The organism is Streptomyces sp. NBC_00252 (assembly GCF_036187565.1).
Classification (GTDB): domain Bacteria; phylum Actinomycetota; class Actinomycetes; order Streptomycetales; family Streptomycetaceae; genus Streptomyces.
Genome location: NZ_CP108087.1, coordinates 6,380,318 through 6,394,920, shown reverse-complemented (window position 1 = coordinate 6,394,920; position 14,603 = coordinate 6,380,318). Strand labels below are relative to the sequence as shown.

Genomic DNA, 14,603 nt, shown 5'->3' with positions numbered 1-14,603 from the left:
CCGAGGGGACCCCGTGTCGCTGATCTCGACTCTCGCCCGCCTGGAGGCCGTTGACAGCGGCCGGGCCCAGCCCACCGCCACCGTCCTGCACCGGCACCTCTCCGCGCGCCCCCTCGTCCTCGTACCGCTCACCACCGCCGGTGAGGCCGGGGCGCCCCTCGGCGCGCTCGTCGGCACGGACCGGGACGCGCCGCGGCTGCTCGTCGTACCGCAGCCGCGTGACCGGGACCTCAGGTTCGCGTTCCTGGCCGAGCTCGCGGACGTGGTCCTGCCGTACATCGACACGTTCGCGGACGAGGTGGAGGCCGCCGAGCGCAACGAGACCGATCCGGAGACCGGCAAGCGGGTCAAGGTCGAGGTCGAACTGTGCGCGGACGCACCGCAGTTGATCGTGCCGAGCCGCGCGGGCGTCGAGCTGGTGCGGCTGCTGGGGCGTTCGATGCGGTTCCGCAGGACCGCCGAGCAGGACCCGGAGACCCCGCATCCCGCGCCCCCGCACGTGCCGTTGCTGGGGCGCTGGCTGACCCACTTCGGGGAGCGGGCCCGGGTCCCCGGTTCCGCGCTGCTGCTCGCGCTCACCGAGGTGCTCGGCCGGCACTGGGCCACCGGTCAATCCAGCCTGGAGGACCAGCACTTGGGCGCCCTGCTCGCCTGGATCGCCCCGCCGGACGGCGTCTCCGGCGCCGAGGCGGCACTCGACGCGGAGCTACGGCGGGACGCACAGGGCCAGTTGGTGTGCCCGCCGGCCGGGCCTGCCACGGACCCGGCGTTCGACAACAAGCTGCTCGCCCCGGCCATCGAGCGCTACGACCGCGCGCGTACCGCCCTCGCCGCCGCCGAGGACGGCCTGGAGGCGGACGACCGGCTCGGTGAACTCACCGCCGCCGAGCGGGAGATCAGGTCCCTCGTCGAGAGCAGGACCCGTCCCACCTGGGACGCGGTGTGGCACGGCATCGACCTGCTGCGGACACTGCCGGAGGGCGCGCACGCCGTCGACCGGTGGACCCGGGACCGCTGGTCGTTCACCGGCCACCGGGACCGGATCGTCGCCGGCGAGCCCCCGCAGCCGCGCCGCGACGACGCGGTCACCGCGGCCAACAAACTGGCCACGCGCGAGCGCGAACAGGCCCGCCTGGACGCCCAGGAGGCCCTGGACGACCCGCTGGTGATGGCCGGGCGGCGGCTCGCCGGGGAGGCGTTCGCGGGCGAGGTCACGGATGTCGTCATGGCGTACAGCGAGGGCAAGAGCCCCCGCCCGCGCCCGCTGGTGACCGTGCGTACGGACGACCGGCCGCATCTCGGGGAGCGGGCCAAGGTGTTCCGGTCGCTGGGCGGGAAGCCGCAGTCGGCGGAGTTCGTGGGGCACGAGGAGGACGGCGCGGTGGTGGTGCTGCGGGTCGTCGACAAGATGGGGCGCGGCAAGGAGCCGGAGACCGGTTCGCTGCCGGAGAAGGGCGACCGGATCTGCTTCACGCTCTTCGAGCACGAGCAGCGGGGCGGCGCGAAACTGCCCGACCCGGAGGAGACACCGTGGACCCACGGGGGCCCGCCGGGCGAGGAGAGTGCCGTCCAGGAGTCGGCCGACCCGGTGACCGAGGAGGACGTCCTGTGACGACCGTGTTCGACCCCGGTGCCGAGGCAGGACGCGCGACCGACGCGATCCTCCACGACACCCTGCACGGCACGGCTCGCGGAGTCGTCGTCGACTCCCCGCCCGGCGCCGGCAAGTCCACCCTCGTCGTCCGCGCGGCCCTCGAACTGGCCGACGCGGGACGCCCGTTGATGGTGGTCGCGCAGACCAACGCGCAGGTCGACGACCTCGTCGTCCGCCTCGCCGAGAAGAACGGCGAGCTGCCGGTCGGCCGTCTGCACAGCAGTGACGCGGACCCGTACGACAAGGCGCTGGACGACCTGCCGAACGTACGGAAATCGGCGAAGGCGGGCGAGCTGGCCGGGCTGCCGGTCGTCATCTCGACGGCGGCGAAGTGGGCGCACGTCACGGTGGACGAGCCGTGGCGGCACGCGATCGTCGACGAGGCGTACCAGATGCGCTCGGACTCGCTGCTGGCCGTGGCCGGGCTGTTCGAGCGGGCGCTGTTCGTGGGCGACCCGGGGCAGTTGGACCCGTTCGCGATCGTCGGCTCGGAGCAGTGGGCGGGCCTGTCCTACGACCCCTCGGCCTCGGCGGTGACGACACTCCTGGCCCACAACCCCGAACTGCCGCAGCACCGCCTGCCGGTGTCCTGGCGCCTCCCGGCGTCGGCGGCCCCGCTGGTCTCGGACGCGTTCTACCCGTACACCCGCTTCCGCAGCGGCACGGACCACGGCGACCGGCGGCTCACCTTCGGTGTCCCGTCGGACGGTTCGGGCCCGGACCAGGTCATCGACGAGGCGGCCGAGTCGGGTTGGGGCCTGCTGGAACTCCCCGCCCGCCACACCCCTCGCACGGACCCGGAGGCGGTGCGGGCGGTGGCGACGGTCGTACGACGCCTGCTGGACCGGGGCGGCGCGGCCACGTCGGAGCGCTCACCGGACCCCACGCCCCTGACCGCCGACCGCGTCGCCGTGGGCACCGCGCACCGGGACCAGGCGGCGGCGGTCCGCGCGGCGCTGGCGGAGCTGGGCGTCACGGACGTGACCGTGGACACCGCGAACCGGCTCCAGGGCCGGGAGTTCGACGTCACGGTGGTCCTCCACCCGCTCTCCGGCCGCCCCGACGCCACCGCCTTCCACCTGGAGACGGGCCGCCTCTGCGTCCTCGCCTCCCGCCACCGCCACGCCTGCATCGTCATCTGCCGAGCAGGCGTGACCGACCTCCTGGACGACCACCCGTCGACGGAGCCGGTACAGCTGGGGGTGACGGTGAAGTTCCCTGACGGTTGGGAAGCGAACCACGCCGTGCTCGCGCATCTGTCGGAACACCGGGTGGTCTGGAGACCTTGACCAGTGGCTCCTCGTGGTCCGGGTGGCCGGTGATGAATAGCGTGCCAGGCGGCTGGGCAGCAAGGAGTCGGTGTGGGAGCGGTGCCTCGGGAGTATGCCCAGGGCCACTTGCGCGGTCGGGGGACAATGGACGGTGGTCCGGCTCGTCTGGCGGGTCATTCATGACGTACGAGGAGGAGAAGACATGGCGGAGCACACGCCGCGTCGCAATGAATCGCGGCTACGCCCCGCGCCCCTGCTCTTCGAGCCCGCACAGGCGGCCGAGGACCCGGAGCACTTCTTCGACCTGGAGTCGATGGACGACCCCCGCGAGCTGCTGACGCGGGCGACGGAGCTGACCCACGCGTTCCGCGCCGCCGCCGACCGCGCGGTGGAGTTCCAGGCGATCGCGGCGGCCCAGCTCGCCGACCCGCGCCGCTTCGACCGGCTGACCACGGCGGACATCGCCGAGCGCGCCGAGTGGACCGAGGACTACGCGAAGAAGATGGTCGAGTTCGGCCGCGATCTGCTGCGCGGCAGCGAGGGCAGGGACAGCGGGGCCGTCGACCCGGTGTGACACCGGTCGACTCGTGTGACTCCCCCGGCGTCAGAAAGCATCCAGAAAGCACTTCTGGCATATGCCGGTCGGGCAAGATACTCCCTCCCGCCCCCTCCTGTCCCGATTTCCGGCAACCCACGGAGACCGGGCGGTCACGGCCGGTAGATCTATGCGGCATGAGCAGCACACAGGATGAGCCCTTCGCCGACCGCTTCGACATCTCGGGCGTCACCTCGGACGGTGCCGCCTGGCTCGCCTCCGCAGGAACGTATCCGCGCAGCACCCTCGCCCTCTGGACGGAACGCCCGGGCGCCCCGGTCGTCCTCCCCTGCGGCTCCGCCTTCGACGTCGTGAGCGCCCCGGCGGTCTTCGGCCGCCGCATGGTCGACCGCTTATGGGAGGAGGGCCCCGGCTCGGGACCGGTGGCCACCTACCGGGGCCGGATGCTCCTGTTCGCCACCCCCGGCACGGCTCAGCGACTGCCCTCGCTGCTGGGCTGGGAGGAGTGGGGCACGCACCCCGGCGAGCACAGCCGTACGGGGTCGGTCCCGCCGTTGCTGTGTCACGGCAAGGGCGACGCGGTGACCGTCCCGGCGCTGGTCGGCGGGGCCGCACCGGCACCGTTCGACGCGCGCTGGCTGGTCGCACCGGACACCCGCCGACCCTGGCTTCCCGGCGCCGAAATCCTGCTCTGGGCGGCCGTACGGGCGGCCCGGACGGCCGTGCGGATATCGATTTTTCCTCCCGCCGATCAGGATGCTAAGGTCTACGACGTCAGCAGGCGCCGCTAGCTCAGTTGGTTAGAGCAGCTGACTCTTAATCAGCGGGTCCGGGGTTCGAGTCCCTGGCGGCGCACTAGCGATTAGGTCGCTGACCTGGGCGTCCTCGGTTATCCGGGGGCGCCTTTCGCATGTCCGGGACCCGGGTGAGATGGTCCGTCAGCCACAGCTCGTACGCGGTGAGCGGGCGATCCGGACGCAGTCGTTCCGGGTGTCCGGCGGGCGGTTCCTGAAGGTCGTCGTCGGCGCACGCGGAGAGGTACGGCAGCCCGAACGCCAGCAGCAGATCGTCGAACCAATCACGGAGCGCCGCCACGCGCCGGCCCCACCATGTGCCTCCGGCTCCCCCACCCATGCCGCCCGCCTCCCCGCCCGTGTCTCGCTCACCTCCGGAAAGAATGAGCAGAAGCGCTACAGCGCGGGCTCAGGCCGACTGGAGCGGGAGGCCGCGTGCCGAGGGGCCTTCAGCTCTCCGGGCCGGGGGTGATCACCACCGTCCAGGAGCCCGCGGCGGTCCGGCCCTCGACCTCCACCTTCACGTGATCGCCGGGCACGGTGAAGCTCTCGCCGAGGGAGACGGGGGCGTCGGCGAGCGGCGGGTAGACCGAGGTCTCCCAGCAGGCCTCGGTGTGCGGGTGGGCGTCGACGACCTCGATCGGGCCGTTCCCGGAGGCCGCGCCGTCGCGCACCCGGTACACGAGGATGCCCTGCTTGCAGGCCGTGCTGTCGTTGCCGACCGGGCTGCGCGCCTCGAAGGCCAGCGCGCTGTCCGTCCCGGTGCGCACCACCGCGAGCTTGGTCCCGAGGCCGAGTCCGAACGCCGGCGATCCCGCCGTACCGCCGCCCGAGGTGCCCGGTCCTGCGGCCACGGGTTCCAGGGTCAGGCGGGTCGGCGCGGTGCCCCGTACGCAGACCACCTGGCGCGGGTCCAGCCAGCCCAGCTTCCACTTGTGCCAGGCGAACAGGTCCGGGGAGAGGCCGAACTGGCTGCCCATCAGGTCCCAGTCGCCGACGTAGGTGTCCCAGTCGCCCTTGCCGTCCACCGGCCGGTGGTAGAGGTCGGGCAGGTCGAAGACGTGGCCGGTCTCGTGGGCGAGGACGAGCCGGTCCGGCGGGTGCTTCTCGAAGACCGTGACGACGCGTCGGATGTCCGTGCCGTCGGCGCGCAGCGGGGTGTCCAGGTTGACGACCTTCGTCGCGTCCGAGTCCACGCCGGGGGCGTCCGGGTCGGCGACGAAGTAGACGATGTCGTAGCGCGAGAAGTCGACCTCGGGGTCGGAGGCGGCGAGCGCGTCGCGGAGGTACGCGGCCCTGTTCACCGGGTTCCAGTCGCGCTGTATGGCGTACGACGTCGACGGGTGCGGCATGCGGATCCAGTTCCGCAGGGGGTGCGGGCGGAGCGTGAACCTGCCGTAGGAGGCGCGTTCGTAGAAGCGGGTGGTGGCCGGGAAGTGGTCGGCGGCGAGTTCGGCGGGGGTGGTCCGCGGGGTCGCGTCCGGGAAGGAGAGGAAGACCATCACCGCGTTGAGCGGGCGGGTGGGGCGTACGTAGGCGGAGTTCCAGGTGTCCAGGCCCTCCGAGTGGTGGGCGTCGGTGCGCTTGAGGGCGCAGGGGGTGGTCGAGAACGGCTCGGCGACCGACTGGCTGGACATGATCGAGGTCGCGGCGAGGGCGGACATCGTGGTGAACACGGCGGCGGTGCCGCGCAGTCCGGGCCGGGTCCGCCACTGGGTGAGCCCCCTGAGCGCCGTACGGGAGAGCCCCTTCAGGGGGAGCTGACACGGCACGTGGACCTCCGGGAGCGGGTTCGCGGGACACCGACACCCAGCCTGTGATGGTTTGTTGGGGTACGCCCTGTTTATCTGCACCAGAAGGGTGAGGGGCGGGGCCCGGACGGCTGAGACACGCCCGGCCCGACATCCGGAAACACTCACGGAACGTCACATGTGGTCGGCCATTTGAAGAACCTGCCCAGGTGCGGGCGGAATCGATCTGCCGGAAAGGGCCGTTGTTCCGGGACACTGGACAGTGGCTGGAAGGGCCGGGGGCCAACCTCTATGATCGGCACACTTTCCTGCACGGACACGGCACGGCGGCCCCCCACCCGGTCGGCCATCCCGACGAGACCCATCCGAAGATCGAGTGCACTGCGGGAGCGAGCGGTGAGCGGAACGTCCGAAGGGCCGGCGCCCGCGGCAGACCTCATCCGGCCAGCCGTCACAGAGAGTAAGAGCGGGGCATCACCTCGCACAGATGTCACCGGGTCCGAGGGGTCCGGTTTCCCCGATCCCGGCGAGTCCCGCAGGTCGGGGACGTCCGGGGAGTCACCCGTGCGCGGACCGTCCGGCGAGCCCGGCGGGCCCTACGATCCCGTCGAATCGGGCGAGCCCCGCGGGCCGGGCGCGCCCAGCGACCCTGTCGAGTTCAGCCTCTCCCCCGAACTCATCGGCACCGCCGAGTTCCGCAACACCGGGTCGGTCGGCAAGCCGGTCGAAGCCAGCCTGTCCGCCGAACTCATCGGCACCGCCGATTTCCGCAAGCCCGGGTCGGTCAGCCTGCCGGTCGAAGCCAACCTGTCCCCCGAGCACATCGGCACCGCCGAATCCCGCAAGCCCGGGTCGGTCAGTGTGCCGGTCGAGTTCAGCCTGTCCGGCGAGCCCGGTGCGTCTGCTGGCCCCGTCGACCCCGGCGACTCCGTCAGCCCCCTTGACCCCGGCGAGTCCCTCGACCCCCTCGCCTCCCTCGACCCCCATGACTCCCCCGAAGGCGGTCGCTACGGTTCCGCCTTCTCCGCCGCGCCCCTCGCCATGGCCGTCGTCGACCGTGAAGGCCTCGTGGTCAGTGCGAACGACTCCTTCGGCGCGCTGCTCGGGAAGCCCGGGGCCGCGCTCACCGGGATGGTCGCGGCGGAGTTGATGGATCTGAAGTCGGACGCGCGGACCTGGGATGCGTATCGCGAGGTGCTGGGCGGGCGGCAGGCCAAGTTGAGTTGTACGCGGCGGGTCAAGCATCCCGATGGGCATGTGCTGTGGGTGCAGGTGAGTGCGGCACCGCTCGCCGCCGAGGAGCACGGTGTGCTGCTGTCGCTCACCGACATCAGTGCCCGCCGTGAACTCCAGGCGCGGCTGCGGCACTTGGAGATGCACGACCCGGTGACCCGGCTGCCCAACCGCACCCTGTTCTTCGAGCGGCTGTCGGCCGCGCTGGAGGCGGAGTCGTACGAACAGGGCGGCACCGGGCGGATCGGCCTGTGCTATCTGGACCTCGACGGCTTCAAGGCGGTCAACGACACCCTCGGACACCGCATCGGCGACCGGCTGTTGGCGGCCGTGGCCGAGCGGCTGACCCGGTGCGCGGACGAGGCCGGTTACGCCCGGGCGAGTTCACCGCTGGTGGCGCGGCTCGGCGGGGACGAGTTCGCGCTGCTCGTCGAGGACTCGACCGGGACCGACCAACTCGCCGATCTGGCCGAGTCGGTGCTGAAGGCGCTGCAGGCGCCGTTCGACCTGTCGGGGCAGCGGCTGTCGCTGTCGGCGTCGATCGGTGTGGTCGAGCGGCACGCGTCCGGTACGACGGCCACCGGCCTGATGCAGGCCGCCGACACGACGCTGTACTGGGCGAAGGCGGACGGCAAGTCCCGCTGGACGCTGTTCGATCCGGAGCGCAACGCGCACCGGATGACCCGCCAGGCGCTGGCCTCCACGCTCCGCCCCGCCATCGAGCGGGGTGAATTCACCCTGGAATACCAGCCGTTGGTGGGGATGGAGACCGGACGGCTGCGCGGCGTCGAGGCGTTGGTGCGCTGGAACCACCCGCAGTTCGGCATGCTGACGCCGAATCGGTTCATCGGACTGGCCGAGGAGGACGGCTCGATCGTGCAGCTCGGCCGCTGGGTCCTGGTCACCGCCTGCCGTCAGGCCAGGCGCTGGCAGCTGGACCACCCGGACGAGCCGCCGATCTTCGTGAGCGTCAACGTGGCCGTACGGCAGGTGTGGGACTCGGACCTGGTCGCGGACGTCGCCGAGACGCTGGCCGAGACCGGACTCGCCCCGCATCTGCTGCAGTTGGAGCTGACCGAGTCCGCGGTGATGGGGTCGGCGGGGCGGCCGTTGCAGGCGCTCCAGGCGCTGAGCGAGATGGGGGTGCACATCGCCATCGACGACTTCGGCACCGGCTACTCGAACCTGGCGTATCTGAGCCGGCTCCCGGTCTCCGTGCTGAAGCTGGACGGTTCCTTCGTGCGCGGCTTCCAGTACGAGGGCGAGGGCGTCGCGCCGAACCCGGCGGACGAGGTCATCGTCGAGGCGATGATCCAGCTCGCCCACCGGCTCGGGCTCTCGGTGACCGCCGAGTGCGTGGAGACCTCGGCTCAGGCGACCCGGCTGCGCCGGATCGGCTGCGACACCGGACAGGGGTGGCTGTACTCCCGCCCGGTGACGCCGGATCGTATCTCCGAACTGCTGGGGACGAAGGCCTGCAATCAGGCTTCCTGAGCTACCGTCAAACCGTAGGCGTCCGCGATCAGTTCGTACGAGCGCAGCCGCAGGTCGCCGTTGTGGGCGTGGGACGTGAGCATCAACTCGTCGGCGCCCGTGCGCTTCTGGAGGTCGTCGAGGCCCGCGCGGACCTCGTCGGCGGTGCCGTGGATCACGTTGGCGTTCCAGGAGGTGATGAACTCCCGCTCCATGGGGCTGAATTCGTACGCCTCGGCCTCTTCGGGGGTGGGCACCAGGCCGGGGCGGCCGGTGCGCAGCCGGACCATGTTGAGGGCGGCGGCCAGCACCTGGCGGCGGGCCTCCTTCTCGTCGTCGGTGGCGAGGGCGGAGACACCGATCAGGGCGTACGGCGCGTCGAGCACCGCGCTCGGGCGGAACGACTCGCGGTAGAGGTCGAGCGCCGGGATGGTGTTCTGCGCGGAGAAGTGGTGGGCGAAGGCGAACGGCAGGCCGAGCATGCCGGCGAGCCGGGCGCTGAAGCCGGAGGAGCCGAGCAGCCAGACCGGCGGGCGGTGCGGGGACTGGACGCCGCCGGGCGAGGTCGACTGGATCGGGCCGGGGACCGCGTGGATGCGGGCGTAGGGGTGGCCGGAGGGGAAGTCGTCGTCCAGGAAGCGGGTGAGTTCGGCGAGTTGCTCGGGGAAGTCGTCGGCGCCCTCGTTCAGCCGGTCGGTGCGGCGCAGGGCGGCGGCGGTGGCGCCGTCGGTGCCGGGGGCGCGGCCGAGGCCGAGGTCGACGCGGTGCGGGGCGAGCGCCTCCAGGGTGCCGAACTGCTCGGCGATGACGAGCGGCGCGTGGTTGGGGAGCATGACGCCGCCCGAGCCGAGGCGGATGCGCTCGGTGTGGGCGGCGAGGTGGGCCAGGATCACGGCCGGCGAGGAGGAGGCGACGCCCGGCATCGAGTGGTGCTCGGCGACCCAGTAGCGGTGGAAGCCGCGCGTCTCGGCGAGCTTGGCGATCCGGACGCTGGTGCGCAGCGCGTCGGTGGCGGTGCGGCCGGCGCCCACGGTCACCAGGTCCAGTACGGAGAGGGGGACGGGGGCGGTGCCCTGTGCGGTCCCCCGGATCTCGTCGGTCGTGCCCCGGACCTCGTCGTCTGCCGCCACGGTGGGTGCCTCCTGTTGTGAGCTGTGCGGTGTCCTTCTCCGCTCCGTCACCGCGTAACAGGAGGCTGTCTCCGGTTTATTCCCCGGAGCACCCCGTGACGGACCGTGCGGGTCAGCCCGCCTGCACGAGCGGCTCCTTGGTGAACAGCGCGCCCAGGTCCGGCGCGTTGACCTTGCGGTCCGCCAGCCGCAGGGCCTCCCAGACGGTGACCTGGTTGGCGGTGAGGACCGGCTTGCCGAGCTGCTTCTCCAGGTCGGGGATGTGGGCGGCCGTGTGCAGGGCCGTGTCCGGGAGGAGGACCGCCTCGGCGTCCGGGCCGTCCACCGCCCGGGCCAGGGCGAGCACCTCGTCGTAGCCCCAGGTGCCGACCTCGGCGGCGGTGATGATCCCGGAGGCGCGCACGGTGACCGGTTCCACTCCCCCGGCGAGCAGGAAGGCCGCGAACAGGGCCGCCACGTCGTCCGGGTACGTGGCCCCTACGGCGACCCGCCGCACCCCCAGTTCCTGCGCCGCGTGCACGAACGCGAAGGATGTCGACGACGCGGGCAGGCCCGCCGACCGGGCGAGGGCGCGGACCTGGCCCTGGGCGCCCTCCCAGCCGTAGACGAAGCTGCCGCTGGTGCAGGCCCAGACGACGGCCTCGGCGCCGGACATGCGGAGTTGTTCGACGCCTGCCGTCAGCCGCTCGGGGGAGCCCATCTCCAGGAGCGCGTCGACGCGGTGCGCGTCCTCGCCGATGTCCGTGTGGACCACGTCGAGGCGGACGTCGCTGCCGAGGAGCTGTTCCATGCGCGGGTAGTCGTCCTCGGCGGAGTGGCCCGGGTAGAGGAATCCGAGTGCGGTCATGACCAGCCTTCCTGGTGTTCTTCGGGCAGTACCGGACCCCGGCGGCGCGCCGATTCGTCCAGCAGCGCCTGATAGGGGCCCACCGCACGCGTACCCAGTCGGCGCAGCGCTGCCCACATCGTGACCTGGTTGGCCGATACGACCGGTATCCGCAGTTCCGCCTCCAGCTGGGGGATCACGTCGTACGTCGGGAGGTTGGTGCAGCTGATGAAGAGCGCGTCGGCCTCGCCCTTGACGGCCTGCCGGGCCATGTCGACGACATCGCGGTACGGCACCTTCCAGATGTGCCGGGTCAGGCCCATGAAGGCGCGGCCGGTGACCTCGACGCCCGCCTCGGCGAGGTACTCCTCCAGGGACTGGGTGACGGACACCGTGTACGGCGTGACCAGGGCGATACGGCGGGCGCCCAGGTCGGCGAGGGCGGCCAGCAGGGCGCCCGAGGTGGTCAGGGACGGCACCTCGCCGGCCCGGGTCATCGCCTCGCACATCGCGCGCTCCCCGGCGATCCCGCCGACGAAGCTCCCGGAGGTGCAGGCGTACGCGACGACCTCGGGGGCGATCGCGTTCAGCGTGCGGACCGCGTCGTGCAGCGTCTCGTGCTCGCTGACGAGCCGGGCCAGGTCGAGGCTGACCTCGACGGGGACGAACGGCGTCCGCGTGAGATGCAGCGAGATGTCGTCGGGGACCCAGCGCCACAACTCGCGGTCCAGCGCGAAGTCGAAGGGGGCGACGACACCGACACCGCGCTGCGGGCGGGGTCCGCCCAGGAAGGAAACATGCATGGCTACACCGGCCTCACCAAGAGAAACGGGGTGACAACGGTCCGTGCGGGCGTCCGTGTTGACGAAGGTAGGTTCGAGTGCGAGCGTGGTCAATCCGTGCATGTCAGACGGCCGCGCCCTGTACTCCCCCGCGAGAAACGGCTTCGCATGACCGCAACTCCCGCCGCCCTGCCCACCCTTCTCGTCCTGGACGCCGACCCGCTGCCGAGGCTCGGGAAGCTCACCGGCCGGGTGCGCGTCGAGCACGCCGACGCGTCGACGCTCGCCGATCGACTCCCGTCCGCCGACGTCCTGTTGGTGTGGGACTTCACCTCGCACGCGGTGCGCTCCGCCTGGCCGGGTGAGGGTCCCCGGCCGCGCTGGGTGCACACCGCGAGCGCGGGTGTGGACCACCTGATGTGCGCCGAACTCGCGGACTCCGACACGGTGGTGACGAACGCGCGGGGCGTCTTCGACCAGCCGATCGCCGAGTACGTCGCGGCCCTCGTCCTCGCGATGGCCAAGGACCTGCCCAGGACGCTGGAGCTCCAGCGGGAGCGGACCTGGCGGCACCGCGAGGCGCAGCGGGTGGCCGGGACGCGTGCGTGTGTGGTCGGCTCCGGGCCGATCGGGCGGGCGATCGTCCGTACGCTCAAGGCACTTGGGGTGACCACGGCGCTGGTCGGCCGCACCCCGCGCACCGGTGTCCACGGCCCCGGCGAGCTCGACCGGCTGATGGCCCGCGCCGACTGGGTGGTCGCGGCGGCCCCGCTGACCGACGACACCCGGGGCATGTTCGACGCCCGCCGCTTCGGCTGCATGCAGCCCTCGGCGCGCTTCATCAACGTCGGCCGGGGACAGCTCGTCGTGGAGGACGCGCTCGCCGAGGCGCTGACCAAGCACTGGATCGCGGGCGCCGCCCTGGACGTCTTCGAGGCCGAACCCCTCACCCCCGAGAGCCCGTTGTGGCAGGTCCCGGGACTGATCGTCTCCCCGCACATGAGCGGCGACACGGTCGGCTGGCGGGACGAGCTCGGGACGCAGTTCGTCGCGGCGTACGAGAGATGGGAGGCGGGAAAGCCGCTGCCGAACGTGGTCGACAAGAAGCGCGGGTACGTACCGGGGCACTGAACTCCCCACTCTGGAGGGCCGGATGACGACCGAACTCACCGAGCTGACCGCCGTGGAACTCCTGGACGGTTACCGCAGACGGGAGTTCAGTCCCGTGGAGGCGACCCGCGCGACCCTGGAACGGGCCGAGGAGATACAGCCCGCGGTGAACGCGTTCGTACGGCTCGACGCGGAGGGCGCGTTGGCACAGGCCGCCGAATCGGCCGAACGCTGGCGGCGCGGCGAACCGGCCGGGCTCCTCGACGGGGTGCCGGCCACCGTGAAGGACATCCTGCTGCAACGCGGCACACCCACCCTGCGCGGCTCCAAGACCATTGCGGAGCAGGGCAGTTGGGACGAGGACGCGCCCTCCGTGGCCCGGCTCAGGGAGCACGGCGCGGTGTTCATCGGCAAGACGACGACCCCGGAGTTCGGCTGGAAGGGCGTCACGGACTCCCCGCTGTCGGGCGTCACCCGCAACCCGCATGACCCCTCGCGCACGGCGGGCGGTTCAAGTGGCGGGAGCGCGGCGGCCGTTGCCCTCGGCGCGGGCCCGCTGTCGCTGGGCACGGACGGCGGCGGCAGTGTCCGTATCCCCGCCTCCTTCTGCGGGATCGTCGGGCTGAAGCCGACGTACGGCAGGGTGCCGCTGTATCCGGCGAGCGCGTTCGGCACGCTGTCGCACGTCGGGCCGATGGCGCGGGACGCGGCGGACGCGGCGCTGCTGCTGGACGTGATCGGTGTCCCGGACGCCCGTGACTGGTCGGGCCTGGACCGCCCGCCGGGCTCCTACCGCGAGGGCCTCGCGGACGGTGTGCAGGGTCTGCGGATCGCGTACTCGCCGTCCCTCGGCGGCCAGGTCGCGGTGCGTCCGGCGGTCGCGGCGGCGGTACGGCGGGGCGTGGAGCGGCTGGCCGCGCTCGGCGCGTACGTCGAGGAGACCGACCCCGACTTCAGCGACCCGGTGGACCCCTTCCACACCCTGTGGTTCAGCGGCGCGGCCCGGGTGACGCAGAAACTCTCCCCGCAGCAGCGGGAGTTGCTCGACCCGGGGCTGCGCGAGATCTGCGCGACGGGAGGGGGTTTCTCCGCGCTGGACTACCTGGCGGCGGTGGACGCCCGGATGGAACTCGGCCGCAGGATGGGCCTGTTCCACGAGCGCTACGACCTCCTCGTCACGCCGACGCTGCCGATCACCGCGTTCGAGGCGGGAGTCGAGGTCCCCAAGGGTTCCGGGCACCGCCGCTGGACCGGCTGGACCCCGTTCACGTACCCCTTCAACCTGACCCAGCAGCCCGCCGTCACCGTCCCCGTGGGGAACGACGGCGACGGGCTGCCGATCGGGATGCAGATCGTGGGGGCCCGGCACCGGGACGAGCTGGTGCTGCGCGCGGCGCACGCGCTGGACCGCGCCGCCTGAGCCGGGATGCCCGCGGTCGCCGCCGGACGTCACTCCGGCGGCGACCGCATCGGCATGGCTTCCTACGCGCGCCGGAAGCTGAGGCTCTCCCCCGCCGCCCCCGTCCGCCACAGGTCGTTGCACGCCTCCGCCATCTCGTCCAGGCCCTCGACCACCTGGCCCCAGACGATGCCGGGCACCCAGCCCACGTCGCCGTTGAGGAGGAGGTTGTTGCGTTCGTAGAACAGGGCCAGGTCGACGAGGGTCGTACCGGCGCGGACCTCGCGGTCGTAGCCGTAGGCCTTCGTGCCGAGTTCCGTGCCGGCGAAGGCGAAATAGCAGAGATCGCCCGGTATGGGGGTGACCGTGGGGTTCTCCAGCGGGGGTTCCGTTTCTGCGAATGGCGGGAAAAGGGCGTAGATCTCGTTGCGGGCGTACTTGGCGTGGTAGACGTCGCCGGTTAGCGGGAGTGCGTTCCAGATGGCCGCGCACGTCAGCGGGGCGCGGTCTACCAGCAGTTTTGCCCGGCAGTGGACGTTCCGCTTTGCGAGTGAGACCTCGATGAAGTGATCCGTCATGTCTTCCAGGGTGCATAACCCGGGAGCGGTCGGGTAGCTGCGCGCC

The 14,603-nt window shown here is 72.0% G+C and carries 14 protein-coding genes and 1 tRNA gene; 9 read left to right on the top strand and 6 right to left on the bottom strand.

All coding sequences use genetic code 11. The features are described from left to right. The first annotated feature begins 13 nt into the window (after positions 1-13). The 5 genes from OHT77_RS28350 (at position 14) to OHT77_RS28330 (ending at position 4,336) form a co-directional block, all read left to right on the top strand. Positions 14-1,612: a hypothetical protein gene (locus OHT77_RS28350; RefSeq protein ID WP_328831248.1), complete on the top strand. Its 1,599-nt coding sequence runs from the start codon at positions 14-16 to the stop codon at positions 1,610-1,612. Then, positions 1,609-2,943: an AAA domain-containing protein gene (locus OHT77_RS28345; RefSeq protein WP_328831247.1), complete on the top strand. Its 1,335-nt coding sequence runs from the start codon at positions 1,609-1,611 to the stop codon at positions 2,941-2,943. The genes OHT77_RS28350 and OHT77_RS28345 overlap by 4 nt, the downstream gene beginning before the upstream one ends. 184 nt (positions 2,944-3,127) lie before the next feature. After that, entirely contained in the window at positions 3,128-3,499 is a 372-nt protein-coding gene (locus OHT77_RS28340; RefSeq protein WP_266769010.1) for a hypothetical protein, read from the top strand. A 158-nt stretch (positions 3,500-3,657) separates the two neighbouring features. Then, on the top strand, positions 3,658-4,272 hold the full coding sequence (locus OHT77_RS28335) for a bifunctional DNA primase/polymerase (protein ID WP_266769012.1): 615 nt from the start codon (positions 3,658-3,660) through the stop codon (positions 4,270-4,272). Continuing rightward, positions 4,263-4,336: transfer RNA gene (locus OHT77_RS28330), tRNA-Lys, on the top strand. Before OHT77_RS28335 ends, OHT77_RS28330 begins: the two co-directional genes overlap by 10 nt. Here OHT77_RS28330 and OHT77_RS45060 read toward each other — a convergent pair. After that, the gene (locus tag OHT77_RS45060) at positions 4,337-4,462 is read right to left on the bottom strand and encodes a hypothetical protein (protein WP_402417602.1); all 126 of its coding nucleotides are present in this window, start codon (positions 4,460-4,462) and stop codon (positions 4,337-4,339) included. Here OHT77_RS45060 and OHT77_RS28325 point away from each other — a divergent pair. Then, a complete protein-coding gene (locus tag OHT77_RS28325; RefSeq protein ID WP_328831246.1) occupies positions 4,412-4,747 on the top strand; it encodes a hypothetical protein in 336 nt (111 codons plus the stop codon). The genes OHT77_RS45060 and OHT77_RS28325 overlap by 51 nt on opposite strands. On the opposite strand, the gene OHT77_RS28320 is transcribed toward OHT77_RS28325, so the two are convergent. Continuing rightward, positions 4,725-6,047 (bottom strand): M6 family metalloprotease domain-containing protein, encoded by a 1,323-nt coding sequence (locus OHT77_RS28320; protein ID WP_328831245.1) that lies wholly within the window; start codon positions 6,045-6,047, stop codon positions 4,725-4,727. The genes OHT77_RS28325 and OHT77_RS28320 overlap by 23 nt on opposite strands. A gap of 1,020 nt (positions 6,048-7,067) precedes the next feature. Between OHT77_RS28320 and OHT77_RS28315 the strand changes: the two genes are divergently transcribed. Beyond that, positions 7,068-8,753 (top strand): putative bifunctional diguanylate cyclase/phosphodiesterase, encoded by a 1,686-nt coding sequence (locus OHT77_RS28315; RefSeq protein ID WP_328834364.1) that lies wholly within the window; start codon positions 7,068-7,070, stop codon positions 8,751-8,753. On the opposite strand, the gene OHT77_RS28310 is transcribed toward OHT77_RS28315, so the two are convergent. From OHT77_RS28310 to OHT77_RS28300, 3 genes are all read right to left on the bottom strand, one after another. Further along, positions 8,741-9,862, bottom strand: a complete 1,122-nt coding sequence (locus OHT77_RS28310) for an LLM class flavin-dependent oxidoreductase (RefSeq protein WP_328831243.1) — start codon at positions 9,860-9,862, stop codon at positions 8,741-8,743. The genes OHT77_RS28315 and OHT77_RS28310 overlap by 13 nt on opposite strands. Positions 9,863-9,974: 112 nt before the next feature. Continuing rightward, positions 9,975-10,709 (bottom strand): maleate cis-trans isomerase family protein, encoded by a 735-nt coding sequence (locus tag OHT77_RS28305; RefSeq protein ID WP_328831242.1) that lies wholly within the window; start codon positions 10,707-10,709, stop codon positions 9,975-9,977. Continuing rightward, complete coding sequence (locus OHT77_RS28300) at positions 10,706-11,491, bottom strand: maleate cis-trans isomerase family protein (protein ID WP_328831240.1); 786 nt, start codon at positions 11,489-11,491, stop codon at positions 10,706-10,708. The genes OHT77_RS28305 and OHT77_RS28300 overlap by 4 nt, the downstream gene beginning before the upstream one ends. A 147-nt stretch (positions 11,492-11,638) precedes the next feature. Between OHT77_RS28300 and OHT77_RS28295 the strand changes: the two genes are divergently transcribed. Next, on the top strand, positions 11,639-12,601 hold the full coding sequence (locus tag OHT77_RS28295) for a D-2-hydroxyacid dehydrogenase (RefSeq protein WP_328831239.1): 963 nt from the start codon (positions 11,639-11,641) through the stop codon (positions 12,599-12,601). A gap of 22 nt (positions 12,602-12,623) precedes the next feature. Then, positions 12,624-14,000, top strand: a complete 1,377-nt coding sequence (locus OHT77_RS28290) for an amidase (protein ID WP_328831238.1) — start codon at positions 12,624-12,626, stop codon at positions 13,998-14,000. 62 nt (positions 14,001-14,062) lie between these two features. Here the strand turns inward: OHT77_RS28290 and OHT77_RS28285 are convergent, their stop codons facing one another. Further along, positions 14,063-14,557, bottom strand: a complete 495-nt coding sequence (locus tag OHT77_RS28285) for a DUF3830 family protein (protein WP_328831237.1) — start codon at positions 14,555-14,557, stop codon at positions 14,063-14,065. Positions 14,558-14,603 lie beyond the last annotated feature (46 nt).

Coding starts and splice junctions, on each gene's coding strand:
- OHT77_RS28335 (WP_266769012.1), top strand. CDS start 3,658: ATGAGCAGCACACAGGATGAGCCCTTCGCCGACCGCTTCGACATCTCG.
- OHT77_RS28300 (WP_328831240.1), bottom strand. CDS start 11,491: ATGCATGTTTCCTTCCTGGGCGGACCCCGCCCGCAGCGCGGTGTCGGT.
- OHT77_RS28315 (WP_328834364.1), top strand. CDS start 7,068: ATGGCCGTCGTCGACCGTGAAGGCCTCGTGGTCAGTGCGAACGACTCC.
- OHT77_RS28295 (WP_328831239.1), top strand. CDS start 11,639: ATGACCGCAACTCCCGCCGCCCTGCCCACCCTTCTCGTCCTGGACGCC.
- OHT77_RS28340 (WP_266769010.1), top strand. CDS start 3,128: ATGGCGGAGCACACGCCGCGTCGCAATGAATCGCGGCTACGCCCCGCG.
- OHT77_RS28305 (WP_328831242.1), bottom strand. CDS start 10,709: ATGACCGCACTCGGATTCCTCTACCCGGGCCACTCCGCCGAGGACGAC.
- OHT77_RS28325 (WP_328831246.1), top strand. CDS start 4,412: ATGGTCCGTCAGCCACAGCTCGTACGCGGTGAGCGGGCGATCCGGACG.
- OHT77_RS28285 (WP_328831237.1), bottom strand. CDS start 14,557: ATGACGGATCACTTCATCGAGGTCTCACTCGCAAAGCGGAACGTCCAC.
- OHT77_RS28290 (WP_328831238.1), top strand. CDS start 12,624: ATGACGACCGAACTCACCGAGCTGACCGCCGTGGAACTCCTGGACGGT.